The sequence below is a fragment of the Pseudomonas sessilinigenes genome (genome assembly GCF_003850565.1).
GTDB lineage: Bacteria > Pseudomonadota > Gammaproteobacteria > Pseudomonadales > Pseudomonadaceae > Aquipseudomonas > Aquipseudomonas sessilinigenes.
This window is the reverse complement of sequence record NZ_CP027706.1, coordinates 756,581-779,796: the sequence shown is the minus strand read 5'-3', so window position 1 is coordinate 779,796 and position 23,216 is coordinate 756,581. Positions and strand designations below refer to the sequence as shown.

Annotated in this window: 22 protein-coding genes and 2 pseudogenes; 14 read left to right on the top strand and 10 right to left on the bottom strand. The window is 63.9% G+C overall.

The features are described from left to right. Positions 1-201 precede the first annotated feature (201 nt). Complete coding sequence (locus C4K39_RS03515) at positions 202-1,155, top strand: adenosine deaminase (RefSeq protein WP_053132184.1); 954 nt, start codon at positions 202-204, stop codon at positions 1,153-1,155. Positions 1,156-1,240: 85 nt separating this feature from the next. Here C4K39_RS03515 and C4K39_RS03510 read toward each other — a convergent pair whose 3' ends face one another. Continuing rightward, on the bottom strand, positions 1,241-2,611 hold the full coding sequence (locus C4K39_RS03510; RefSeq protein ID WP_124345671.1) for an MFS transporter: 1,371 nt from the start codon (positions 2,609-2,611) through the stop codon (positions 1,241-1,243). A gap of 174 nt (positions 2,612-2,785) precedes the next feature. Further along, positions 2,786-3,697: a transcription regulator VimR gene (gene vimR, locus C4K39_RS03505; protein ID WP_068585471.1), complete on the bottom strand. Its 912-nt coding sequence runs from the start codon at positions 3,695-3,697 to the stop codon at positions 2,786-2,788. A gap of 117 nt (positions 3,698-3,814) precedes the next feature. Between vimR and C4K39_RS03500 the strand changes: the two genes are divergently transcribed. The 3 genes from C4K39_RS03500 to C4K39_RS31465 all read left to right on the top strand — a co-directional run bounded on the left by C4K39_RS03500 (position 3,815) and on the right by C4K39_RS31465 (position 5,474). Further along, a complete protein-coding gene (locus C4K39_RS03500; protein WP_068585474.1) occupies positions 3,815-4,108 on the top strand; it encodes a putative quinol monooxygenase in 294 nt (97 codons plus the stop codon). A 31-nt stretch (positions 4,109-4,139) separates the two neighbouring features. Further along, entirely contained in the window at positions 4,140-5,153 is a 1,014-nt protein-coding gene (locus C4K39_RS03495; RefSeq protein WP_124345670.1) for a zinc-binding alcohol dehydrogenase family protein, read from the top strand. A 144-nt stretch (positions 5,154-5,297) separates the two neighbouring features. Next, complete coding sequence (locus tag C4K39_RS31465) at positions 5,298-5,474, top strand: hypothetical protein (protein ID WP_164487263.1); 177 nt, start codon at positions 5,298-5,300, stop codon at positions 5,472-5,474. Position 5,475: 1 nt separating this feature from the next. On the opposite strand, the gene C4K39_RS03490 is transcribed toward C4K39_RS31465, so the two are convergent. Continuing rightward, positions 5,476-6,672 carry a multidrug effflux MFS transporter gene (locus C4K39_RS03490; protein ID WP_124345669.1) on the bottom strand — a complete coding sequence of 399 codons (1,197 nt, stop codon included), beginning with the start codon at positions 6,670-6,672 and terminating at the stop codon, positions 5,476-5,478. 93 nt (positions 6,673-6,765) lie between these two features. Then, positions 6,766-6,963, bottom strand: a complete 198-nt coding sequence (locus tag C4K39_RS03485) for a heavy-metal-associated domain-containing protein (protein ID WP_124345668.1) — start codon at positions 6,961-6,963, stop codon at positions 6,766-6,768. A 146-nt stretch (positions 6,964-7,109) separates the two neighbouring features. Here C4K39_RS03485 and C4K39_RS03480 point away from each other — a divergent pair, with 146 nt between their 5' ends. The 3 genes from C4K39_RS03480 (at position 7,110) to cueR (ending at position 10,430) form a co-directional block, all read left to right on the top strand. Next, positions 7,110-7,493 carry a hypothetical protein gene (locus C4K39_RS03480; RefSeq protein WP_068585484.1) on the top strand — a complete coding sequence of 128 codons (384 nt, stop codon included), beginning with the start codon at positions 7,110-7,112 and terminating at the stop codon, positions 7,491-7,493. Between the two features lie 139 nt (positions 7,494-7,632). After that, positions 7,633-10,029: a heavy metal translocating P-type ATPase gene (locus tag C4K39_RS03475; protein ID WP_124345667.1), complete on the top strand. Its 2,397-nt coding sequence runs from the start codon at positions 7,633-7,635 to the stop codon at positions 10,027-10,029. Continuing rightward, positions 10,026-10,430 carry a Cu(I)-responsive transcriptional regulator gene (cueR, locus tag C4K39_RS03470; RefSeq protein WP_068585490.1) on the top strand — a complete coding sequence of 135 codons (405 nt, stop codon included), beginning with the start codon at positions 10,026-10,028 and terminating at the stop codon, positions 10,428-10,430. Before C4K39_RS03475 ends, cueR begins: the two co-directional genes overlap by 4 nt. Before the next feature lie 170 nt (positions 10,431-10,600). Here the strand turns inward: cueR and C4K39_RS03465 are convergent, their stop codons facing one another. Both C4K39_RS03465 and C4K39_RS03460 read right to left on the bottom strand, forming a co-directional pair. Then, a complete protein-coding gene (locus tag C4K39_RS03465; RefSeq protein WP_068585493.1) occupies positions 10,601-11,497 on the bottom strand; it encodes a PA4780 family RIO1-like protein kinase in 897 nt (298 codons plus the stop codon). Between the two features lie 131 nt (positions 11,498-11,628). Further along, positions 11,629-11,904: pseudogene (locus tag C4K39_RS03460) on the bottom strand (acetyl-CoA C-acetyltransferase); the annotation flags it as partial. Between the two features lie 244 nt (positions 11,905-12,148). Here C4K39_RS03460 and C4K39_RS03455 point away from each other — a divergent pair. After that, positions 12,149-12,625, top strand: a pseudogene (locus tag C4K39_RS03455) (MaoC/PaaZ C-terminal domain-containing protein); the annotation flags it as partial. A 6-nt stretch (positions 12,626-12,631) separates the two neighbouring features. Here the strand turns inward: C4K39_RS03455 and C4K39_RS03450 are convergent. Continuing rightward, complete coding sequence (locus C4K39_RS03450; RefSeq protein ID WP_068585498.1) at positions 12,632-13,081, bottom strand: DMT family transporter; 450 nt, start codon at positions 13,079-13,081, stop codon at positions 12,632-12,634. 411 nt (positions 13,082-13,492) lie between these two features. Between C4K39_RS03450 and C4K39_RS03445 the strand changes: the two genes are divergently transcribed. Both C4K39_RS03445 and C4K39_RS03440 read left to right on the top strand, forming a co-directional pair. After that, positions 13,493-15,268: a collagen-like triple helix repeat-containing protein gene (locus C4K39_RS03445; protein ID WP_124345666.1), complete on the top strand. Its 1,776-nt coding sequence runs from the start codon at positions 13,493-13,495 to the stop codon at positions 15,266-15,268. A gap of 192 nt (positions 15,269-15,460) precedes the next feature. Then, the gene (locus C4K39_RS03440) at positions 15,461-17,134 is read left to right on the top strand and encodes a ShlB/FhaC/HecB family hemolysin secretion/activation protein (protein ID WP_124345665.1); all 1,674 of its coding nucleotides are present in this window, start codon (positions 15,461-15,463) and stop codon (positions 17,132-17,134) included. Positions 17,135-17,275: 141 nt separating this feature from the next. Here the strand turns inward: C4K39_RS03440 and C4K39_RS03435 are convergent, their stop codons facing one another. Genes C4K39_RS03435 through C4K39_RS03425 form a run of 3 tightly spaced genes read right to left on the bottom strand, consistent with a single transcriptional unit; the run spans position 17,276 to position 18,216 of the window. Then, complete coding sequence (locus tag C4K39_RS03435) at positions 17,276-17,689, bottom strand: response regulator (protein ID WP_068577121.1); 414 nt, start codon at positions 17,687-17,689, stop codon at positions 17,276-17,278. Positions 17,690-17,746: 57 nt separating this feature from the next. Then, positions 17,747-17,953 carry a Flp family type IVb pilin gene (locus C4K39_RS03430; protein WP_068577196.1) on the bottom strand — a complete coding sequence of 69 codons (207 nt, stop codon included), beginning with the start codon at positions 17,951-17,953 and terminating at the stop codon, positions 17,747-17,749. Positions 17,954-18,009: 56 nt separating this feature from the next. After that, positions 18,010-18,216, bottom strand: coding sequence for a Flp family type IVb pilin (locus C4K39_RS03425; RefSeq protein WP_124345664.1), 207 nt, complete (start codon positions 18,214-18,216; stop codon positions 18,010-18,012). 328 nt (positions 18,217-18,544) lie between these two features. Between C4K39_RS03425 and cpaB the strand changes: the two genes are divergently transcribed. The 4 genes from cpaB to C4K39_RS03405 are packed head-to-tail and all read left to right on the top strand — an operon-like array spanning position 18,545 to position 23,211. Next, entirely contained in the window at positions 18,545-19,483 is a 939-nt protein-coding gene (cpaB, locus tag C4K39_RS03420; protein ID WP_124345663.1) for a Flp pilus assembly protein CpaB, read from the top strand. A 19-nt stretch (positions 19,484-19,502) separates the two neighbouring features. After that, positions 19,503-20,756: a type II and III secretion system protein family protein gene (locus tag C4K39_RS03415; RefSeq protein WP_068577127.1), complete on the top strand. Its 1,254-nt coding sequence runs from the start codon at positions 19,503-19,505 to the stop codon at positions 20,754-20,756. Continuing rightward, positions 20,753-21,940 (top strand): CpaE/TadZ family protein, encoded by a 1,188-nt coding sequence (locus C4K39_RS03410; protein WP_124345662.1) that lies wholly within the window; start codon positions 20,753-20,755, stop codon positions 21,938-21,940. Before C4K39_RS03415 ends, C4K39_RS03410 begins: the two co-directional genes overlap by 4 nt. Next, complete coding sequence (locus C4K39_RS03405; RefSeq protein WP_124345661.1) at positions 21,937-23,211, top strand: TadA family conjugal transfer-associated ATPase; 1,275 nt, start codon at positions 21,937-21,939, stop codon at positions 23,209-23,211. The genes C4K39_RS03410 and C4K39_RS03405 overlap by 4 nt, the downstream gene beginning before the upstream one ends. Positions 23,212-23,216: the final 5 nt, after the last annotated feature.

Below are 23,216 nucleotides of genomic sequence, written 5' to 3'. Positions count from 1 at the left end.
TGTTTCGTTACATACTCGCCCCTGAGTGCAAGTGAAGCCCCCTCGCCCTCGGTCAGGTTTTATCGGACATTCGCGCCGGCCACTGTAGAATGGCGGCTTTTTCACACCCGGCGAGCACCGCGAGCCAATGGCCAGGCCCCACAGAAGGGCACCGTCCAGCACCAGGCTTCTCGCCGCTCCCGCACCTGATGAGACAACACCATGTATGACTGGCTGAACGCCTTGCCCAAGGCTGAACTGCACCTGCACCTGGAAGGTTCCCTGGAGCCCGAGCTGCTGTTCGCCCTGGCCGAGCGCAACAAGATCGCCCTGCCCTGGAGCGACGTCGAGACCCTGCGCAAGGCCTACGCCTTCAACAACCTGCAAGAGTTCCTCGACCTGTACTACCAGGGTGCCGACGTGCTGCGCACCTCCCAGGACTTCTACGACCTGACCTGGGCCTACCTGCTGCGCTGCAAAGAACAGAACGTGATCCACACCGAACCCTTCTTCGACCCGCAGACCCACACCGACCGTGGCGTGCCTTTCGAAGTGGTGCTCAACGGCATCGCCAGCGCCCTGAAGGATGGCGAGCAGCAACTGGGCATCACCAGCGGCCTGATCCTCAGCTTCCTGCGCCACCTGAGCGAAGAAGAAGCGCAGAAGACCCTCGACCAGGCCCTGCCGTTTCGCGAAGCCTTCGTCGCCGTGGGCCTGGACAGCTCCGAGATGGGGCATCCGCCGAGCAAGTTCCAGCGGGTGTTCGACCGGGCCCGCGCCGAGGGTTTCCTGACCGTGGCCCACGCTGGCGAAGAAGGTCCGCCGGAGTACATCTGGGAAGCCCTGGACCTGCTCAAGATCCAGCGCATCGACCATGGCGTTCGGGCCTTCGAGGACGAGCGGCTGATGCAGCGGATCATCGACGAGCAGATTCCGCTGACCGTCTGCCCGCTGTCCAACACCAAGCTCTGCGTGTTCGATCACATGTCCCAGCACAACATCCTGGAAATGCTCGAGCGCGGCGTGAAGGTGACGGTCAATTCCGATGACCCGGCCTACTTCGGCGGCTACGTCACCGAGAACTTCCATGCCTTGTACACCGACCTGGGCATGACCCGGGAACAAGCCCAGCGCCTGGCCCAGAACAGCCTGGACGCCCGCCTGGTCAAGCCGTAAGGCCAGCCTGCCGGAGTCGCTGCCACAGGCAGCACCCTCCCCGGCGCCCTCTTGCAAGGGCGCCGGGGGCTACGCAACGCCCCCTCTACACCTCGCTCAATTCCTCCAGGGTCCGGCCCCGGGTCTCCATCCCGAAGCGCCAGACCACCGCCGCCGCGACCACGAAGCACGCCGCCCCCAAGGCGAACACGCCCCCTTGCCCGGCGACCGGCAACACCAGCCCCGTCACCAAGGGCCCCAGCAACGAACCAATACGGCCAACTGCCGAAGCGAACCCCGAGCCCGTGGCCCGGGCCGAGGTCGGATACAGCTCCGGGGTGTAGGTGTAGAGCACCGCCCACATGCCGAACAGGAAGAACTGCATCAGCAACCCGGTGCCGATCAGCAGGCTCGCATTGCCGCCGAACACCGCGCTTTGCCCATACAAGAAGGCCATGATCCCGCCACCGAGCAAGGTGACGATGCACACCGGCTTACGCCCCCAGCGCTCCACCAGCCAGGCGGCCATGAGGAACCCCGGGATCCCGCCCAGGGAAATCAGCACCGTGTAGTACACCGACTGGGTCACCGCGAAACCGGACTGCTGGAGCAACGCGCTGAGCCAGGAGGTCAGGCCATAGAACCCCAGCAGGGCGAAGAACCACAGGCTCCAGATCATCACCGTACGCTGGCGATACTGCGGCGACCAGATCTGGCGCAACGCAGAGAAAAACTGCCCTGGCGCGCTCTCTATGCGTGGCAGGCGCACTGGCTCGGGCAACTGGCTGGTGCCCAGGGATGCCCGCACTTTGTCCTCGATGCCTTGCAGTACCCGGTCGGCATCGGCATGGCGCCCGGCCTGCTCCAGCCAGCGCGGCGACTCGGGAATGAAGAAGCGGATCGCCAGCACGAACACCGCTGGGATCGCCAACACCAGGAAGATGTCGCGCCAGCCGATCAACGGCAGGAGGAAGTACGACAGCACCCCGGCGGCGACGAAACCCAAGGGCCAGAAACCATCCATCAAGGCGATGTAGCGTCCGCGTCGTTGCGCCGGAATCATCTCCGAGAGCATCGACTGGGCGATGGGAAACTCCATGCCCATGCCGATTCCCAGCAGCACCCGGAACAGGGTCAGGCTGTCCACATCCTGGGCCGTGGAGCACAGGTAGCTGGCCACGCCCCAGAGCACGATGCTCCACTGGAACACCGGCTTGCGACCGAAACGGTCGGCGAGCATTCCCGATAGTGACGCCCCCAGCACCATGCCGAAGAAACTCGAGCTGGCCAGCAGGCCGGCCTGGGCCGAGCTCAAGCCGAACTCGGCTTTGATCGAGCCCAGGAGGAAGGTCATCATCGCCAGGTCCATGGAGTCGAAGAAGAACGCCAAGGCGATGATGATGAAGATCAGCCGGTGATAGCCGCTGATGGGTAACCGCTCCAGGCGCTCCGCAGCGCTGTACTTCTGTATGCCCATGCCCCGTCCCCCACAGTCGAATGCTTGACCGTCGGAGTGTGCGGGATCGAGACCGGGGCTGATTGCCGAGGGCGACCTGCCCGCATCCACCAGCGACGCCCAGGGGCGAAGCGCCGGATGGCTGGGCGACGCCGTGGGAGGGTTATGTCCTGGGGGTGCTATGTCGTGGCAGAGCTATACCGGGCGGCGAGCGCTGATCTCGGCGCAGCGTCTTTGCAACAGATCGCGCAACAGCTTCACCGGTTTGCTCAGGTGCGCCCGATGGGTGCAGAGCAGGTTCAGCGACGCCCGCTCGCAGGTCAGCTCCGGCAGCAGCACCTGCAGGCGCCCCTCCAGCACATCGGCGGCCACGTCCAGCCAGGACTTGTAGACGATCCCGGCCCCGGCCAAAGCCCAGCGCCGGACCACATCGGCATCGTCGCTCAGGCGGTCGCCACTGACGCTGAGGCTCACCTCGCGCTTGCCGTCATGAAAGCTCCAGAGATCGTGGGCCCGGCTGTCGAGCATGTACAACAGGCAGTTGTGCTGGGCCAACTGCTCCAGTTGGCGCGGCTCGCCATGGCGCGCCAGGTAGCCGGGAGCGGCGCACAGCACCCGGCGGTTGTCCGGGGCTACCGGCAGGGCTACCAGGCTGGAATCCTCCGGTTCACCGTAGCGCAGGGCGATGTCCACTGGCTGGCGGAACAGGTCGGCAATCCTGTCCCCCAGCAACAGGCGCACGCTGAGCTTGGGATGCTCGCGCTGGAACTCGTCGAGCCAGGGCAGCAGCAAATTGCGCCCAAAGTCCGAGGGAGCGGAAAGCTGCAACACGCCACTGACCTGGTCCTGCCCGCTGGCCAGCAGGCGCCGACCTTCATCCAGGTTGCCCAAGGCGGCGCGGGCGTATTCGAGAAAACCCTCGCCCTCGGCGGTCAGACGCAGGCTGCGGGTGGAGCGAGCCAATAGGCGTGCGCCGAGGTGGTGCTCAATGCGCTTGAGGGCAGCGCTGGCCACCGCCGGCGAAAGGTCCATGACCCGGGCCGCCGCCGACAGGCTGCCCAGGTCGGCGGCACGCACGAACAACTGCAGATCATCGAATCGCAACACGGCCAGCCTCGGATTATCAAAAAAACATTGAAAGAGACTGCTCTTTTAGCCGGTTTTACCGTGCACAGAAATAGCCAATCATCTCTCCATCGTCCAATTCCACCGAGGAATACCCCGATGTCCGAGCCCTTCACCGCCATTGCCACCCTGGTCGCCCGGCCTGGCCAGCAGCACGTGTTGCAACGCGAACTCAGTGTCCTGGTGGCGCCCAGCCGCGCTGAAGCCGGCTGCCAGTATTACCAACTGCACCAGGATGCCGAGCAGCCAGGCACCTTCTACGTCCTGGAGCGCTGGGATAACCAGGCGGCCCTGGACCTGCACAACGGCACCGCACACTTCCAGGCCTTCCTGGAACATACCCGCGATGCCCTCGAACACTTCGAACTCAAGCGCCTGCAACTGATCGCCTGACCCTCTTCAATCGCCTTACAAGGAACCCATCATGAAAGCCATCGCCTACTACCAATCGCTGCCGATCGACGATCCACGCGCCCTGCAAGACATTGAACTGCCGGAGCCTACCCCCGGCCCTCGCGACCTGCTGGTGGAGGTCAAGGCCATCTCGGTCAACCCGGTGGACACCAAGGTGCGCCGCAACGTCCAGCCCGAAGGCGGGGCCGCCAAGGTCCTGGGGTGGGACGTGGCCGGAGTGGTCAAGGCCGTGGGCAGCGAGGTCAGCCTGTTCAAGGCTGGCGACCAGGTGTTCTACGCCGGCTCCATCGCCCGCGCCGGGGCCAACAGCGAAGTGCACGTGGTCGATGAACGCATCGTCGGCCACATGCCCAAGAGCCTGGGCTTTGCCGAAGCCGCCGCCCTGCCGCTGACGGCGATCACCGCCTGGGAATTGCTGTTCGATCGCTTGCAGGTCAGCCAGGACCCGCAGATCAAAGACCAGAGCTTGTTGATCGTCGGCGCCGCTGGCGGCGTCGGTTCGATCCTCACCCAGCTGGCGCGCCAACTAACCGGGCTCAAGGTGATCGGCACCGCCTCCCGCGAGCAGACCCAGGCCTGGGTGCGCGAGCTGGGCGCCCATGCCGTGGTGGATCACAGCCAGCCACTGAGCGCCGAGCTCAAGCGCATCGGCATCGAGCAAGTGACCCACGTGGCCAGCCTGACCCAGACCGACGCTCACCTGGACCAACTGGTGGAAGCCCTGGCGCCACAGGGCAAGCTGGGACTGATCGATGACCCGCAGAGCTTCGATGTGACCAAGCTCAAGCGCAAGAGCCTGTCGCTGCACTGGGAACTCATGTACACCCGCTCGCTGTTCGAGACTCCCGACATGCAACAGCAACACGTGATCCTGACGCGGATCGCCGAGCTGATCGATGCTGGCACCCTCAAGACCACGGTCGGGGAACATTTTGGCCGGATCGACGCCGCCAACCTGCGCCGTGCCCACGCGTTGCTGGAAAGCGGCAAGGCCAAGGGCAAGATCGTCCTGGAAGGTTTCTAGAGCCGTAATGGGCGGCCTCCCGCCGGCGATAAAACGCAGCGGCGGCCGCCAGTCCGAGAATTGATTTCGGTCATATTCATGACCGTATTCAGGTCTACACTGGGGTCCCTTGCAGCGCGCTCTTTTACCGTTAGGAGGTCAGCAATGAAGATCCTGATAAAAGAATTGGCAACCCCTCAAGGCTCCCAGTGGCAGGTGCGTCTCGACCAGCATGCGGTAGCGTTCCGCAGCGAAGCCGAGGCGCGGGCTTTCGCCCAGACCCTGCAAGCCAGGCTGCAGGCACCTCATTCGATTCCCCAGCCCCAGCGCGCCGTCGGTTGATTCAGAGCCCGGCGGTCTTCAGTGCCCGGGCATTCTGCAAACGCCGGGTCATGACTGCCATGCTCACGGCCAGCACGCCACATAGGCAGATGACCATCGCCATTGGCGTGGCGCTGCCATCGTGCAACACCCCCACCAGGTAAGCCGCTCCCGCGGCGACACTGAACTGCAGGCACCCCAGCAGCGCCGAGGCGCTGCCGGCCCTGGCTCCCTGGCCATTCATGGCGCAGGCCGCGGCGTTGGGAATGATGCAGCCCAGGCTCGCGATACACACGAACAGGGGCACCAGCAGTGGCCACAGCACCTCGGTGTGCAAGGTACTGACACCCAGCAGGGTCAGGCCCGCCGCCAGATAGATCCACACGGTGCGCGCCAACAGGAAAGCCGGCCCGCGCTTGGCCAACAGCCGTGCATTGACCTGGGCCACCAGGATGAATCCACCGGCATTGATGCCGAAGAACCAGCCAAAGTGCTCGGCCGGCACGCCATACAACTTGATGAGGACAAAGGGCGAACCGGCGATGTAGGAGAACATGCCGGCAATGGCGATACCGCCGGTCAAGGCATGGCCCAGGTACACCCGGTCCTTGAGTAGCAGGCCGTACTGGTACAGCGCACCGGACAACGGCAGGCGCGGCCGATCCGCCGGCATGCTTTCCGGCAGGCCCAGGGCGACGGCCAGTCCGGACAGCGCGCTGAATACCGTGAGCATGATGAAGATCGATTGCCAGCCATGCAGATTGACCAGCAGGCCACCGAGCATCGGTGCCAGGATCGGTGCCAGCCCCATGACCAGCATCAGTTGCGAGAACACCTTGGCCGACCCTACGGCATCGCATTTGTCGCTGACCACCGCGCGGGAAATCACCATGCCGGCGCATCCACCCAGGGCCTGGACGAACCGCGCACCGATCAGCCATTCAAGGCTCGGCGCATAGGCACAGGCCATCGACGCCAGGGTAAACAAGCCGACTCCGGCCAATAGCGGCAAGCGCCGGCCAAAACGATCGGCCAGCGGCCCATAGGCCAACTGACCGATGGACAACCCCAGGAAGTAGGCCGCCAGGGTCAACTGGACATGTTTTTCATCAGTGCCGAAAGCCTGGGCCATCGCCGGGAAAGCCGGCAGATAGAAGTCGATGGCCAATGGGCCGAAAGCGCTCAGGGCGCCGAGAATCAGGATAGTGCGCAGGTTCATGGCATCCAAACGAACGTCGGGTCAGCGGTCCGACAGTTTATCCGCGCTTGGACGCCTTGAACATTCAGGTAGGTCGCTAACGATTAAAAAGACTCAAGCTACCTGCACTGCATAACCTTCTTCGCTGATCAGGCTGATCACCTCATCGTTGGACAACCGGCTCTCGACCCCCACTTCCCTGGCCGCCAGGTCCACCCGTACCGTGGCCGCAGGGTCCTTGCTCTGCAGGGCCTGGGTGATGGCTCGCACGCAGTGGCCGCAGGACATGCCTTGAACGTTGAATACTTGCATTGCGCTTCTCCTGTATTGAGGTTGGGCAAGAGTCTTGTCCTTGCCACCATGGCAAGGTCAAGTTCCTGATCGACCTGCCGGGCTGGAAATCAGCGCCGCGCTCGGCCAAGCTGCACCATTAATGTCATCACAGCGGAGATTCAGCCATGCGCTGGTCAACTTTCAGTCTCGTCGGCCTGCTGGGCCTTTTCGCGGCAGCGCCACCGGCACTGGCCGCCGGAGAGGATTACGGCGTACTGATCATTTCCAGGGAGCGACTGGAGGTTGCCACCTCCTGCGAAATCGGCCTGTATATCCAGGACCAGCTCGCCGGTCGACTGTTCCAGGAGCAGAGCACGTCCTTCAACCTGCCTGCGGGCAAAGTAGCGCTGAGCCTGAAACTGCTGCCGAGCCAGGCACCGGGATGCAGCGCCGGCATGCTGGCCCCGAACACCCAGGAGATCAGCCTCAAGGCCGGCGACGTACTGAAGTTCCGCATCGCCACCAGCCCCTCGGGCATGTACCTCAAGCCCGCGGCCCTGGAATACTGACCGCCCGCCTGGCGCCCTTGGCGCCAGGCCTTTCCCGTCCCGCTCCTGGGACAAAATGAAGCACCCCTGCAATGCCCCTTGACCTTGCCTGCATGGCAAGGTTGATCCTGTGGCCACTTGTCTACAGGGAGTGCTCCCGATGTCCGATTCAATCACCTTCAACCTGCCGATCGCCGGCATGACCTGCGCCAGCTGCGCCGGACGCGTGGAGCGCGCCCTGGGCAAGGTCGCCGGAACCCGTGCGGTGAGCGTCAACCTGGCCACGGAACAGGCCCGTATCGAGGCACCGGACGGCAGTCTCCCGGACTTGCTGGCCGCCGTGGAGAACGCCGGCTACAGCGTACCGGTACAGAGCCTGGAACTGAGCATCGGCGGCATGACCTGCGCCACCTGCGCCGGTCGCGTGGAGCGCGCCTTGAACAAGGTGGCGGGAGTACGCAGCGCCAGCGTCAACCTGGCCACCGAGCGTGCCCACCTCGAGCTGCTGGGCCAGGTCGATCCGGCGCAGTTGATCGAAGCCGTAACCAAAGCCGGTTATTCCGCCAGCCTGTGGCAGGCCGAGCAACGCCATGACGGCGATCCCGGGCAACACCTGCGCCGCGAGCGCTGGAGCCTGGTACTGGCCATCCTGCTGGCCCTGCCGCTGGTATTGCCAATGCTGGCAGAACCCTTCGGCCTGCACTGGATGCTCCCGGCCTGGGCCCAATTCGCCCTGGCCACCCCAGTGCAATTCATCTTCGGCGCACGCTTCTACGTGGCGGCCTGGAAAGCCGTACGCGCCGGCAGCGGCAACATGGACCTGCTGGTCGCCCTGGGCACCAGCGCCGGCTACGGCTTGAGCCTGTACGAATGGGCCAGCGCCACGCCGGGCAGCATGCCGCACCTGTACTTCGAGGCCTCGGCGGTGGTCATCGCCCTGGTGCTGCTGGGCAAGTACCTGGAAAGTCGCGCCAAGCGCCAGACCGCCAGCGCCATCCGCGCCCTGGAAGCCTTGCGGCCGGAACGGGCAATCCAGGTGATCGACGGCCGCGAACAGGAAGTGGCCATCAGCGCCCTGCGCCTGGGCGACCTGGTGCTGGTCAAGCCCGGCGAGCGCTTTTCGGTAGACGGCGAAGTTGTCGAGGGCCAGAGCCATGCCGACGAAGCCCTGATCAGCGGCGAAAGCCTGCCGGTGCCCAAGCAGCCTGGCGACAAAGTCACCGGCGGTGCAATCAACGGCGAAGGCCGCCTGCTGGTGCGCACCCAGGCCCTGGGCGCGGAAACCGTGCTGGCCCGGATCATCCGCCTGGTGGAAGACGCCCAGGCCGGCAAGGCGCCGATCCAGAAACTGGTGGACAAGGTCAGCCAGGTGTTCGTGCCCACCGTGCTGGTGCTGGCGCTGATCACCCTGGTGGGTTGGTGGCTGTACGGTGCGCCCCTGGAAACTGCCGTGATCAATGCCGTGGCCGTGCTGGTGATCGCCTGTCCTTGTGCCCTGGGCCTGGCCACCCCCACCGCGATCATGGCCGGTACCGGCGTCGCCGCCCGCCACGGTATCCTGATCAAGGATGCCGAAGCCCTGGAGCGAGCCCATGAGGTGACATCCGTGGTCTTCGACAAGACGGGCACGCTGACCTCGGGCACACCTCGTATCGCCCACCTGCAGGCCCTGGAAGGTAGCGAAGACACCCTGCTGCAACTGGCCGGTGCCCTGCAGCGCGGCAGTGAACACCCCCTGGCCAAGGCCGTGCTGGACCTGTGCGAGGAGCGCCAGTTGCCAGTGGCCGATGTCAGCGCCAGCCAGGCCCTGACCGGCCGCGGCATCGCCGGCACCCTGGACGGCCGCCCATTGGCCCTGGGCAATCGCCGCCTGCTGGAGGAAAGCGGCTTGAACCCGGGTGACCTGGCCCAGGTGGCCAAGGACTGGGAACATGAAGGACGAACCCTGTCCTGGTTGATCGAACAGGGCGCCCAACCGCGCGTGCTGGGCCTGTTCGCCTTTGGCGACACCCTCAAGCCCGGCGCCCTGCAAGCGGTGCAGCAACTCAAGGCCCGGCATATCGATAGCCACCTGCTGACCGGTGACAACCGCGGCAGCGCTCGGGTGGTAGCCGAGGCCCTGGGCATCAGCGACGTGCACGCAGAAGTGCTGCCTGCCGACAAGGCCGCCACCGTGGCCGAACTGAAGAAAAGCGGCGTAGTGGCAATGGTTGGCGACGGCATCAACGATGCTCCGGCCCTGGCCGCCGCGGACATCGGCATCGCCATGGGCGGCGGCACCGACGTGGCCATGCACGCGGCCGGCATCACCTTGATGCGTGGCGAGCCGCGCTTGATTCCCGCAGCGCTGGAGATCAGCCGCAAGACCTACGCGAAGATCCGCCAGAACCTGTTCTGGGCCTTCGTCTATAACCTGATCGGCATCCCCCTCGCGGCCTTCGGCATGCTCAACCCGGTATTGGCCGGCGCCGCCATGGCCCTGTCCAGCGTCAGTGTGGTGAGCAATGCGCTACTGTTGAAAACCTGGAAACCCAAAGACCTGGAGAACGCCGGATGAACATCGGCCAAGCAGCGCGCAAGAGCGGCCTGAGCGCCAAGATGATCCGCTACTACGAGTCCATCGGACTGCTCAAGCCGGCCCACCGCAGCGACAGCGGCTATCGCCTGTACGGCAATGACGACCTGCACAGCCTGGCATTCATCAAGCGCTCCCGGGACCTGGGCTTTTCCCTGGAGGAAGTGGGCAAGTTGCTGACCCTGTGGCAGGACCGCCAGCGGGCCAGCGCCGATGTGAAGGCCCTGGCCCGCCAGCACATCGATGAGTTGAACCAGAAGATCCGCGAGCTGGCAGGCCTGCGCGACACCCTGCAGGACCTGGTGGAGCACTGCCATGGCGACCACCGCCCGGACTGCCCGATCCTCAAGGAACTGGCCTCCGGCAGTTGCTGCGGGCCTTGAGTGTGAAATGCTTCGTGTAGCCGCTGCCGCACAGGCGCGCAGCACTCGCAAGATCGAGTCCTGAAGGTCCTGCGGGCCTTGGCGCAGCCTCGCAGGCTCGACAGCGACTACAGGGTGCCAAGGTGGTCTGCAGAAATGAAAAATCCGGCCTGGGCCGGATTTTTCATGGGTCACTGCATCCAGGGCGGAGGCGGTGGCTCGTCGGATTTGCCCGGCGGTCTTTCGTCCTCCGCACGAGCGGCCCGGCGACGCTCCTCGTCGAAACGCGCCGCTTCGATTTCACGCATCACGCTACCGACATCCGCCTGCTCCTGGGCCTCGGCGAACTCGCCCGTGAGCACACTGTCCGGATGCAAGGTGCCGGCCTCGTAGAGCGCCCACATTTCCTTGGCATAGCGGGTGCGCTTGAGCTCCGGGGCAAAGCGCCCGAAGTAGGCGGCCATGTTGCCCACATCGCGCTCGAGCATGCTGAAGGCATGGTTGTTACCGGCAGCATCCACGGCCTGGGGCAGGTCGATGATCACCGGTCCTTCCGGCCCCAGCAGCACGTTGAACTCGGAGAGGTCGCCATGCACCAGGCCGGTACACAGCATCAGCACGATCTGGGAAATCAGGAAGGCGTGGTATTCACGCGCCTGCTCCGGCTCCAGCACCACATCGTTCAGGCGTGGCGCAGCATCGCCATACTCGTCGGCCACCAGTTCCATGAGCAGCACGCCTTCGAGGAAGTCGAACGGCTTGGGTACCCGGACCCCGGCATTGGCCAGGCGAAACAGGGCGGCCACCTCGGCGTTCTGCCAGGCCTCCTCGGCTTCCTTGCGCCCATACTTGGAGCCCTTGGCCATCGCCCGGGCCTGGCGGCTGTTGCGCACCTTGCGCCCTTCCTGATACTCCGCCGCCTGGCGGAAACTACGCTTGTTAGCCTCCTTGTAGACCTTGGCGCAACGTATCTCCTTCCCGCAGCGCACCACATACACAGCTGCTTCCTTACCACTCATGAGTGGGCGCAGCACCTCGTCTACCAGACCGTCTTCGATCAGCGGTTCAATGCGTTTTGGAGTCTTCATCAGCTTTTATTCTGGTTCCCTTGTTACCAAACACGCGAAAGTCACTCGTTATACGGCAATCCTCCCACGCCGGGAAAGAGCTGCCGATCAACGCCCCTCTACAATGCAGTCAATAAGCAGACCAACGCCCTTCAACGCTCGATGATCGCCGTCACGCCCTGCCCTCCCGCGGCACAGATTGAAATCAACCCGCGCCCCTGTCCCGCCACGCTCAACAACTTCGCCAAGTTGGCAACGATGCGCCCGCCCGTGGCGGCAAAGGGGTGACCGGCCGCCAGGGAACGGCCCTTGACGTTGAGCCGCGAACGATCGATATCGCCCAGCAGCGCATCGAGCCCCAGCCGGGTCTTGCAGTATTGCGGGTCCTGCCACGCCTTGAGCGTGCAGAGCACCTGGGCGGCAACTGCCGCCGATGCTCGCAACGCGACGTAGCCAAGTCACGGAAAGCGCCTTGTTTTGTAAGTGCTACTGCGCTGCCCCCCTAACGCAGCGTAGGTATTCCCCTGGTAGCGGCAGGACAAAGCCTCTGAGCGAACACCCCGGGGCCATTCGCGGTCCACTCTTTGAACCCCAGCTTGGGGAGTGCGTTCCATGTCCGATCGTTAAATCGACTTCGCCTTCGCCAACTCGGTCATCGGCAAGCGCCTGGTTGCGAGCTTCGACCTGGTGACCAGCATCGACGACCTGCTGGGCCCGCTCTGGGAAGCCCGGAGCCGATTCCTCTGCCGGGGCATCAAGCTGGCAGGAGAACCGCCGGGCTTATCCCTGCCCAGCCACCAGGGGCTGCTGGAAACCGATCACTGGACGGCCGAACACGATATCGGTCGCCTCTATGCCAAGGTATCCGGCAACTACAATCCCATTCACTTGAGCGCCTGGAGCACCCGCTTGTTCGGTTTTCCCCAGGCCATCGCCCATGGGCTATGGAGCGAGGCACGAACCCTGGCGGCGTTGCAGGAACATCTGCCCACAGCGAACCTTGAGATCACGGTGCGCTTCATCAAGCCCGTGCTGCTGCCCTCGCCGCTCCGGCTCCTGGCCAGTGCCGCCGGGTCCAGCGGCGAACTGCAACTGCTGGGCAAGGGCGAGTTGCAGCACATGCAAGGAGGTTGGCAACCGATTGCCTGAACTCCGTCAGCCGCGGCGGATCAGCACCACCCCGGCAACGATCAGCAGCAATCCGGCAATCTTGCCGAGGCTGATCGGCGCTTCACGAAATCCCACCCAGCCAAAGTGGTCCACAGCCAGGGCCATGCTCAATTGGCCGGCCAATACCAGTGCCATGAACAGCAAGGCCCCGATCCGTGGCCCGGTATACGCCGCAACGGTGATGAAGAACGCCCCCAACAAGCCGCCGCACAAGTGCCACCAGGTCAAACCCTTGAGGGCATTGAGCGACGGCACCTCACGTTGCAGCAGCACCAGCGCCAGCAGTGCCATCGTGCCGACAAAGAAGGAAATCATGGCCGCAGCCAGCACGCTGTCGACCTGTTTGGCCAACTGGCCATTGATACCGGCTTGCAAGGCAAGGAAGGCACCCGCGACAAACGGCAAGCACAACAGCCACCAGACGGGATTGGGCATCACAAGCTCCTGGAGTTTTTAGGGCGCGCATTATAGGCCAGGCCTTCGAGCCCACAAGCAGGCGGTAGTGAGCACCAGACTGCAGGCTTCAGGGGTATTGAAGAACCGTAAGGATGACTATTAATTGTGTGTATATAACTTTCGTTTTATGCGGGATTTTATTTTTTTAGGAAAATACAACATGTTGTTTTAAATGGCTTTTAAACAAAACACATCATTAAAAACACTTTAAGACTAATCCTTTACAACAGCCCTGGCGCTCAAAAAATAAGTCATTAATACCAAGTTCATAATTGTTCAAAGTTACTCCCGGGCCTTTCATCTAGATAACGGACGAAAACATCTCCAGCACAAGAACTGGAGAGCTATCGAAAACAACAACCGTTGTATCGGGTGCAAGGGATAACTGACATGAAAACTCAATTCGCTTGGAAAACAGCAACAGCCCTGGCCATGATCCTGACCCTCAGCCTGGCAGGCTGCAGCGGCGGTGGCGGCCACAAGAGCGGTGGCAGCAGCTCCTCATCCCCGGCCGCAAGCGGCGGCACAGATGGCGGCTCGGGCGGTACTGGTGGTGGAACCGGCGGGACCGGTGGTGGCACTGGTGGCACTGATGGTGGAACCGGTGGTACTGGCGGCGGCACCGGAGGCACTGACGGTGGAACCGGTGGTACTGGTGGCGGCACTGGAGGCACAGGTGGCGGCACTGGCGGTACTGGCGGCGGCACCGGAGGCACGGGTGGCGGAACCGGCGGTACTGGCGGCGGCACCGGAGGCACGGGTGGCGGAACCGGCGGTACTGGCGGTGGCACCGGAGGTACGGGTGGCGGAACCGGCGGTACTGGCGGTGGCACTGGCAGCACAGGCACCCCCCTAACGACCAGCAGCCTGGTGTCGGACCTGGGTACCACTGTCAGTGGCGTAGGTAGCGGCGTCAGCGGCGTGGGCAATTCCCTGGGCAGTACCCCGGTAGTAGGAGGAATAGTGCAAAGCGCCGTCAACACCGCCGGTAATGTGGTGGACAGCGTCGGCAGCGGCTTGACCAATGGCCTGGGCACACTCGGCACCAATCCCAACGCCCTGAGTACCACGACTGCCACCGCCGGCAACGTCGTCAGTGACGTCGGCACCGGTGTCACCGACCTCAGCGGCAAACTGGCCACCACCACCCAAAGCGTGCCGGTGGTTGGAGGCCTGGTCAGCCGGGTCGCACCGGCCCTGGGAGGCGTCGGCACCCAAGTGACCATGCTCGGCAACACCCTGAGCACGGCCACCAGTAGCGGCCCGCTAGGCACCCTGACCAACGATGTGGGCAACAAGGTCCTGGTGCCCGTGGTCAGCCTGGCAGAAGGCCTGACTGGCAAGGTCGGCAGCGCTACAGGCCTGGGTACCCCAGTCAGCGGCCTGCTCAATGGCGTGGCCCAGGCAGTCGACACCACCGGTGGCAAGGTCTCCGGTGCGGGCAATGGCAATCCCGTGACCGGCCTGCTGGGCAACACCTTGAGCAATGCCAGCACCGCAGTCGGGGCCGCTGGTGGCTATGTAAGCACCTCGGGCAGCGGCACAGGCGGTACAGGGGGTGTCGGTGGCAACACTGGCCTGCTGGAAACCGTGGGTGGCGCAGTGGCCAACCTGAGCAACGGCCTGAATGCCGGCAACACCAACGGTACCGTCAGCGCCGGTGGCGTCACCGGTGCCTCGGGCGGCGGCCTGGTGGCTTCGGTCGGTGGTGCACTGGGCGGCAGCGGTACTCCCAACCTGGCAGCCACTGCACCACTGGCCACCGTCGGCGCCAATGTCGGTGCAGCCTTGAACCCGGTCACGACTCAAGTAAGCGGCGTGACCCAGCAAGTCGGAGCGGCCACCGGCCTCGGTACTCCGGTCAACGGCCTGCTGGGCCAAGTGGGTGGAGCGGTCAGTAACGTAGGCACCGCTATCGCTGGCGGCACCGGAGGCAACCAAGTCGGCGCCGCGCTGGGCGGTACCGTGAACGCGGTGGGCAGCACCGTGGCCTCGGTGGGTGGCCTGGTAACCGGCGGCACCCCCAGTGGAGGCACTACCAGTGGCGGCCTGCTGGGCGGCCTGGGCGGCCTGGGTGCCACCGGCACCACCAACGGCAGCGCCGCTACCGGCCTGGGCGGTGTCGTCGGCGGCCTGACCGGAGCCCTGGGCGGCACCTCAAAATAATTTGCACCTGGCCGATTCGACGGCCCCACCTACAGCGCCTACGCTTGGTTGAAGGCGAGGGATTCAGAAGAGTCTCTCGCCTTTTTGTTATCAGGAGCACTGCAACCTAGCGTCAACCTCGGTTCCAGCACCGAACGAAAGATTTAGGGCGGGAGCTCCCAGCACCACCGCAGTTCGACCATGGAGTGTCCTATGCGTACGTTGGCCAGCTTGTTGTTACTCGGGTGCTGTTCAAGCGCCTATGCCGACTCTCTTCCCCGCTTTCTCAACAGCAACGACAGCATCCGTAACCTGCCCACGCCCAACCTGCCAGTGGATGCCTATCGCCCGGCAACCCCGAAACTGCAGCTCCCCGAACAGCCTGCCCCCCAGGGACAACAACCGCTGACCATGGGCACCAAGGTCACCGTACGACAGGTGCAGATCGAGGGCGGCACCATCTACCCACTGGAACAGCTGGCGACGATCTACCAGCCTCTGATCGGCCATGAAACCACTCTCGCCCAATTGATCGAGGCCACTCGCAGCATCACCCGGCGCTACCAGGACGACGGTTACCTGCTCTCCTATGCCTTCATGCCACAGCAGAGCTTCGACAAAGGCGTGCTGCGGGTGGTGCTGGTGGAAGGCTATGTCAAGGACTACCAGCTACAGGGCGACATCGGTCCGGTGTCGGCCTACTTGGACAAGCTGGTGGCCAAGCTCAAGGCCGAGCGCCCGTTGACCCGCAAGACCTTCGAGCGCTACACCACCCTGATGAGCCGCGTGCCTGGGGTGACGCTGCAAGCCGTGGTGCCACCACCGGGCACCACCGACGGTGCCACCCGGCTGGTGGCGACCGCCAGCCGCAAGCCCTTCACCACCACACTCAACAGTACCCAGGACAATCGCAATGGCCTGCAGGCCCTGGTGGGGGCCTCCAGCAACTCGCAGACCTCCCTGGGCGAACAACTCACCCTCAGCGGCCTGTTCCCCCCGGGCAAGGACAAGGAGCACTACTACCGCCTGGACTACAGCCAGTTGCTGGGCTCGGAGGGCACGCAACTGAGCCTTTACGGTGCACGTTATCGCAGTGAACCCCACAGCAACGTGCAGCTGGACAATGGCCTGGAACTCGAACCCCATCGCGAGAACGATCGCTTCTCCATCGGTGTCAGCCACCCCTTCATCGCGTCGCCCAATGAAATGCTCACCCTCGGCACACGCCTGTATGCAGTGAACGACAAGACTCGCTACAAGGTGGTCAACAGCCCGCAGAGCGTGGACGTGAAGACCGACATCCGCGCCCTGGCCCTGGAAGGCGACTGGAGCAAGTCCGACCAGCGCCAGCTGAGGATTCTCAGTGCCGGCCTGTACCGTGGCCTCGATAGCATGGGCGCCAAGACCAACAACGACCTCTATGACCTGGACTTCTTCCGCGTGCGCCTGGCCGGGGTCCAGAGCAATCGCTTTCTCGACAACTGGCAAGGCGTGCTGTCCGGGGCCCTGTACTGGAGCCGGGACAACCTGCCCGACAGTGAGCGGGCCAGCTTTGGTGGACAGAACTTCGCACGCGGCTATCCCGATGACCAGACCACCGGCGACAAGGGCTGGGGCGTGGCCTATGAAGTGAACTACAGCTTCAACCGAGAGGGTCCCTGGGTCAGGGTCGTACAACCTTATGTGGTCCTGGACCGGGCCAAGACCTGGTTCAACGAGCTACCGGTCAAGGGCAGCAGCCTGTCATCGGCGGCCTTCGGCCTGCGCTTTGGCGATACCAAGCACTACAACATCGCCCTGGAGGCCGCCAAGGCCCTGTCCGACGAAGCCCTGGACACCTACAACCGCAGGCCGCGCTATAGCCTGAGCTTCAGCTATCAACTCTGAACAGTTGCGTGACTGTGACCCGCTTCGGCGGGTCTTTTTTTACCTGCGGGGAACATCTGCAACATGGACTGCTGCTACCGGAAAACAGCAGGCCGCCAGGTGTACGGCTCCCGCCAGGCGGGAGCTGTACCGGCAAGCGGGTCAGGGACCGACGACTTGTAGCCGCGGCTCGGGGAATAGATTGTTGAGGGTTTCCAGCAAGCGCACGTGGTAGATCGGCTTGCGGAACAGATCCAACACCTGCAGGCGCAGCAAGTCGCTGACATCGTCCATGTCGGCATGCCCCGACATGACGATGACCGGCAGGTGCTGGCGCGAAGTGTGTTCACGCAGGCGCTTGATCAACGACATGCCGCTCTCCTCCGGCATGCGCAGGTCAGTGATGACCAGCGCGATGTCGGGGTGGCGGGTGAGATGATTCAAGGCCAGCTTCACCGATGTCGCGGTGAAGCAGCAGAAACCCTCGCCTTCCAGCAACTCGGCGAGCTCCATCAGCGCATCTTCTTCGTCGTCCACAAGAAGCAGTTGCTGGCGTAGGGTGGGAGGAGTGTTCATGAAACTTACCTTGAACGGGCTATTTGGCGGCCTTCGCTGCAGGTGCAGTCGCAGGCCTCAAGGTACAGGTCGTGTGACCGTAGCACCTCCCATGGCCACGAGAATATTGTTGAAGATCGCCATGACCCGGTCGCCCATCGGGGTAACGAACAGCACCGCGACCACCGCGACCATGGCCACCACGATCGCATATTCGATAGCCGAGGCACCCTCGGTACGGGCCAGCAACAGTCGAGCACGAAGTAAAAGATACTCAAGCAGCATCATGCACCTCCGCCAGGGGTTGCAACACTAGACAGCCATGCAGTTGACCGCCGATTTCACGGAACAGGGCGGGTGACAGCAGCGCCTCCAAGGGCTATCAGGACGTTGTTGAAGATGGCAAGTACCCTGTTACCCAACGGCGTGACGAACGCCACCACGATCACGGCGACCATGGCGACCACGATCGCGTACTCGATGGCCGAGGCACCTTCGGTGCGGTCAAAAAACAGGCGCGCCCTGAGCCACAAATATTGAAGGATCATCCTAGCTCTCCTTTGCGCCAGACGGCGCCGACGGAATGGCACCGGGAGAGAACTCCCAATGCCATTTGAGCATTGTCAACAAACCACCACCCAGCAACTGTAAGAACTGATTAATCACTAAGTATTAATTGGAAGACGGCGCCAAAAGTACAACCACAATTGAGAGCCTCCTACTTTTGTGCGCAATTTTTTGGCCAGTTAATGGCATTTCGTCCTAGCTCTACTACCTTCACATAGCGAAATAGTTGCATGTTCATAGCTGCCTGATTGCGAAGTTAACGCGTTTGGAATCACGGGCCGGTGGCGCAGTAGGAAAGGGAGAGCCTTCATGAACAGTCGCGTCACCATGGCTCTGGCAGGGCTTCTACTGATGGCTGCAGTGTTTTTCGGTTACTGGGGCCTGGTGCTCAGTCGCCAGCCCGAACCCGCCCCCGTGCAAGCACAACCAGTCGCTCCCAATGTCCTCGAATCCACCGTGTCCAGCACCGAAGACCAGACCCGCCAACCGGTCGTGGTACTGGTGCACGACGTACCCCCTTTCGTCCCCCTGGCCGCCACGGATCTGGCGCTGGAAAAACTGCGCACCGCGCCGCCCGGCAGCCTGAGTGCCATCAACCAGGCGGTGGGACGCACCCCATGGCGGCAATTGAGTGCCGGGACCTGGCTCAATGAGCAGAGCTTCGCCACGGGCGGAGCCCTGGCCCGAATGATCCACAGCGACGAACGCGCCCTGGCCGTGGCGGTGGACGAGGTGATCGGCGCGGCAGGGCAGCTGAGCCCGGGCGATTACGTCGATGTGCTGCTGTTCCTGCGCCAGGACAGTGCCAACCCGCAACAATCGGCGCAGATCGCGGTGCCGGCCATGCGGGTGCTGGCCGTGGGCGATCAGCTCGGGCTGACCAACGACGGCCAGCCCGCCTCGCCCGCCCTGAACAACGATGAAAAGCTCAAGCAGGACCAGCGTCGGATCAATGCTCGCACCGTGGTCCTGGCCGTCCCCGAACAGCTCCTGAGCCGAATGATGCTGGCCACCCAGGTCGGCGTCCTGCGCCTGGCGGTACGCAGCAGCGAAGAGCAGCGCCTGGCCCATTACTGGGCCGGTAGCGAAGAGGCGATCGAGCATCTGGATGCTGCCGACAGCAACCTGTTCCAGTTCACCCAACTGGCCCTGGGCAGTGCACCGCGCAGCCCAGGGGCCGCGGGCGCAGGCACGCGGCCGGCGGTGGAAGTGATCCGCGGCAACCAGGTCACCCAACAGACCCCCTGATCGAGCAAGGATGTACTACATGCGCAGTCGCTCCATCCCGACCTTCACCGTACTGCTGACCTTGAGCCTGGGCCCGTTGTTTTGCGGCCAGGTCCTGGCCGCCCCGGCAACAGGGTGCTCGGGCCTGCCACCATTGCCGGCGGTACTGGAAGTCGGCGAAGGCATGCAACAGGAACTGCAGTCTGCGGTGGCGATCACTCGGCTGGCGGTTGGCGATCCGAAGATCGCCGACGTCCAAGCCACCGGCAACAAGGCCTTCCTGCTCACCGGCATGGGAGCGGGGGCTACCAGCCTGATGGTCTGGACCTCCTGCTCCACTACCCCACGCCAGAGCATGGTGTTCGTCCAGGGCCGGGCCAGCACCCAAATGAGCGGTTCCACCCTGCCGGACAGCGACGATCCGCTGATGCCCAGCCAGGTACAGACCGATATCCGCTTCGTCGAAGTCAGCCGCACCAAGCTCAAGGAGGCCAGCGTCTCGATCTTCGGCCGCGGGCACAACTTCCTGTTCGGTTCGCCTGGTACTGCACCAACGAGCGGCGGCACCTCCTCGGGCACTCCCCCCACCTTCGGTGGCGCACGCACCAACATTCCGCTGAACAACAACTCCTTCAACATCGGCATCGGCAATGGCCGGGTACTGGCCCTGATCAACGCCCTGGAGGGCAGTGGTTTCGCCTATACCTTGGCCCGCCCTTCCCTAGTGGCCCTCAGTGGCCAGAGCGCGAGCTTTCTCGCCGGCGGTGAAATCCCCATTCCGGTCCCCAGCACCGGCAGCAACAGCGTGACCATCGAGTACAAGGAGTTCGGCATTCGCCTGACCCTCACGCCAACGATCGTCGACCGCAAGCGCATCTCCCTGAAGGTCGCCCCCGAGGTCAGCGAACTGGACTACAGCAACGTCGTGAGCATCGCCGGGGCCCAGGTACCGGCCCTGACCATCCGCCGCACCGACACCAGCATCTCCCTGGCCGATGGCGAGAGTTTCGTCATCAGTGGCTTGATCAGCACTCGCAACAGCTCCCAGGTGAACAAATTCCCGGGGCTGGGAGACATCCCGGTACTCGGCGCGTTTTTCCGCGACAGCACGATCAATCGCGAAGAGCGCGAGTTGCTGATGGTGGTCACTCCGCACCTGGTCCAGCCACTGGCGGCCGACGCCAAGCTGCCCTCCCTGCCCGGTGAGCGCCTGCGCAACTACGATCCGAACTTCTACCGCATGTTCCTTCTCGAGAACGGCAACTTCGACAAGCGCAGTGGGCTGTCGCAATGAACCAGAACCTGAGCCAGACCTTCCTTGCCATCACCCGCAACAGCACCGACCTGGAGTGGCTGCAAGGCGCCCTTGCCCCCCTGGGCCAGGTAGTGGGGGCCGACGGCAGCCTGGACGAACTGCTGGCCCTGGTGGACGTGACCTTCGCCAACCTGGTGTTCATTGGCCTGGACCGCGAGCATGTGGTGGCCCAGGCCGCGCTGATCGAAGGCGCCCTGGAGGCCAAGCCGATGCTGGCGATCGTCGCCCTCGGCGATGGCATGGACAACCAGCTGGTCCTCAATGCCATGCGCGCCGGCGCCAGGGACTTCGTCGCCTATGGTTCGCGCTCCAGCGAAGTCGCCGGGCTGGTCCGACGCCTGAGCAAGCGCCTGCCAGCGGTCACGCCCAATACCCAGCTAGGCGGGCTGACCGTGCTTTATGGCGCCCAGGGCGACGGCGATGGTGCGCTGCTGGCCGGGCATATGGCGCTGGTGGTGCAAAAGAGCGGGCAGCAGACCCTGCTGCTGGACCTGGGCCTGCCACGGGGCGATAGCCTGGCCCTGCTGGGGCTGGAAAGCTCGTTCCACTTCGGCGACGCCCTGCGCCACCTGCGGCGCCTGGATGCCACCCTGATCGACAGTGCGTTCACCAGCGCCGAGGCCGGCCTGCGCATCCTCGCCTACGCTAACCACGACGAGCCCCTGGAACACACCAGCGCGGCAGAGCTGTACATGCTGCTCAGCGCCCTGCGCCAGCACTTCCAGCACATTGTGGTGAACCTCGTCGGGCAGCCGGACAGCGAAGCCCTGCGCACCTTCGTCAGCCACTGCGACAAGCTGATCTGGTGCACCGACCAGAACGTTCTCGACTGCCGGCGCAACCTGGAGGTGCTCAACCGCTGGCGGGAAAAAGGCATGAAGCTTGAGCACGCACGTCTTCTGGTGGACCGCTACCTGCGTGCCGTGGCCCCGGACTCCGACACCCTGGGCAAGACCTTCGGCCTGGAGGTGATCGCCGTGCTGGCCTACAGCCCAGAGCTGCGCCTGAATGCCAAGAACCAGGGCGTCACCTTGTTCGAACTGGCGCCGCGCGACAGCCTGACGCAAAGCCTGCGAACCCTGGGCGAACGCTTGGCCAAGCGTTCCCAGGGGCTGCCTGCGCCCAAGACGGGCTGGCTCAACCGAATCATGGGGGGCCGATGAGCGGCGAGAAACTCTTTGGTGCCCCACCCCGTTCGGGCACCGGCAACAGCGACCACGAGGGCCTGAAGCTGGTCCTGCATCGCTACATCATCGATGCCATCGAAGAGTCGGGGAAAAACCTGCTGGAAAGCTCGCGGCAGAACCTTTCACAGTTCGTCACCGACAAGGTGGCGGAGTACATCGCGCGCATGCACCTGGCCATTTCCCGCTATGAAATGGAGCGGCTGGCGGAAGAAATCGTCGATGAGCTGACCGGTTTCGGTCCCCTGGAGGTGCTGCTGCGCGACCCGGCGGTGACCGAGATCCTGGTCAACGGGCCGCACCGGGTCTTCGTCGAGCGTGACGGGGTCCTGCACCAGAGCGACCTGCGCTTCATCGATGCGCACCACGTCGAGCGGGTCATGCAACGCATCCTTGCGCCCCTGGGCCGCCGCCTCGATGAATCCTCGCCGATGGTCGATGCCCGCCTGCCCGATGGCAGCCGGGTCAATGCGATCATCCCGCCCATTGCCCTGGACGGCCCCTGCCTGTCGATCCGCAAGTTCCGCAAGGACATGCTCAAGAGCAGCGACCTGATCGCCATGCAGACCATCGACCTGGCGATCTTCGAGTTTCTCCAGGACGCGGTGGGCAAGCGCTGCAACATCCTCATCAGCGGCGGTACCGGCACCGGCAAGACCACCTTGCTGAACATTCTCAGCCAATTGATCAATCCCTATGAACGCCTGGTCACCATCGAGGACGTGGCCGAACTGCAACTGGGCCATCCCCATGTGGTCCGCCTGGAAACCCGCCCGCCGAATGCCGAAGGCCATGGCGAGGTCAAGGCCAGCGACCTGATCCGCAACGCCCTGCGGATGCGCCCGGACCGCATCATCCTCGGCGAGATTCGCGGCGTCGAAGTGCTGGATGTGCTGACCGCGATGAACACCGGCCACGACGGCTCCATGAGCACGGTGCACGCCAACAATGCCCAGGATGCCTTGCTGCGACTGGAGACCCTGGTGGGCCTGACCGGGCGTCATGTGGCCGAGCGCACCTTGCGGCAAATGATCTGCGCGGCCCTGGATGTGGTGATCCAGTTGACCCGCATGCCCGATGGCCGGCGCTGTGTCAGCGAAGTCGTGGAGGTGGTAGGCCTGCGCGACGACATCTATGTCACCAATACCCTGTTCCGCCTGGATCGGCGCAGCGGTTTCGGGTTCCTGCGCGAGGCCATGAACCCGGCGGGAGACAAACTGCGCCGCGAGATCGGCCTGGGCGTCAATTGAACCGG

Excerpts from the sequence above, each read along its gene's own strand:
- C4K39_RS03490 (WP_124345669.1), bottom strand. The coding sequence starts at position 6,672 with ATGAACCTGCGCACTATCCTGATTCTCGGCGCCCTGAGCGCTTTCGGC.
- C4K39_RS03425 (WP_124345664.1), bottom strand. The coding sequence starts at position 18,216 with ATGATCCTTCAATATTTGTGGCTCAGGGCGCGCCTGTTTTTTGACCGC.
- C4K39_RS03485 (WP_124345668.1), bottom strand. The coding sequence starts at position 6,963 with ATGCAAGTATTCAACGTTCAAGGCATGTCCTGCGGCCACTGCGTGCGA.
- C4K39_RS03510 (WP_124345671.1), bottom strand. The coding sequence starts at position 2,611 with ATGGGCATACAGAAGTACAGCGCTGCGGAGCGCCTGGAGCGGTTACCC.
- C4K39_RS03435 (WP_068577121.1), bottom strand. The coding sequence starts at position 17,689 with ATGAACACTCCTCCCACCCTACGCCAGCAACTGCTTCTTGTGGACGAC.
- C4K39_RS03445 (WP_124345666.1), top strand. The coding sequence starts at position 13,493 with ATGAAAACTCAATTCGCTTGGAAAACAGCAACAGCCCTGGCCATGATC.
- C4K39_RS03475 (WP_124345667.1), top strand. The coding sequence starts at position 7,633 with ATGTCCGATTCAATCACCTTCAACCTGCCGATCGCCGGCATGACCTGC.
- C4K39_RS03440 (WP_124345665.1), top strand. The coding sequence starts at position 15,461 with ATGCGTACGTTGGCCAGCTTGTTGTTACTCGGGTGCTGTTCAAGCGCC.
- C4K39_RS03480 (WP_068585484.1), top strand. The coding sequence starts at position 7,110 with ATGCGCTGGTCAACTTTCAGTCTCGTCGGCCTGCTGGGCCTTTTCGCG.
- cueR (WP_068585490.1), top strand. The coding sequence starts at position 10,026 with ATGAACATCGGCCAAGCAGCGCGCAAGAGCGGCCTGAGCGCCAAGATG.
- C4K39_RS03515 (WP_053132184.1), top strand. The coding sequence starts at position 202 with ATGTATGACTGGCTGAACGCCTTGCCCAAGGCTGAACTGCACCTGCAC.
- C4K39_RS03450 (WP_068585498.1), bottom strand. The coding sequence starts at position 13,081 with ATGCCCAATCCCGTCTGGTGGCTGTTGTGCTTGCCGTTTGTCGCGGGT.
- C4K39_RS03405 (WP_124345661.1), top strand. The coding sequence starts at position 21,937 with ATGAGCGGCGAGAAACTCTTTGGTGCCCCACCCCGTTCGGGCACCGGC.
- C4K39_RS03500 (WP_068585474.1), top strand. The coding sequence starts at position 3,815 with ATGTCCGAGCCCTTCACCGCCATTGCCACCCTGGTCGCCCGGCCTGGC.
- C4K39_RS03410 (WP_124345662.1), top strand. The coding sequence starts at position 20,753 with ATGAACCAGAACCTGAGCCAGACCTTCCTTGCCATCACCCGCAACAGC.
- C4K39_RS03465 (WP_068585493.1), bottom strand. The coding sequence starts at position 11,497 with ATGAAGACTCCAAAACGCATTGAACCGCTGATCGAAGACGGTCTGGTA.
- C4K39_RS31465 (WP_164487263.1), top strand. The coding sequence starts at position 5,298 with ATGAAGATCCTGATAAAAGAATTGGCAACCCCTCAAGGCTCCCAGTGG.
- cpaB (WP_124345663.1), top strand. The coding sequence starts at position 18,545 with ATGAACAGTCGCGTCACCATGGCTCTGGCAGGGCTTCTACTGATGGCT.
- C4K39_RS03430 (WP_068577196.1), bottom strand. The coding sequence starts at position 17,953 with ATGCTGCTTGAGTATCTTTTACTTCGTGCTCGACTGTTGCTGGCCCGT.
- C4K39_RS03495 (WP_124345670.1), top strand. The coding sequence starts at position 4,140 with ATGAAAGCCATCGCCTACTACCAATCGCTGCCGATCGACGATCCACGC.
- C4K39_RS03415 (WP_068577127.1), top strand. The coding sequence starts at position 19,503 with ATGCGCAGTCGCTCCATCCCGACCTTCACCGTACTGCTGACCTTGAGC.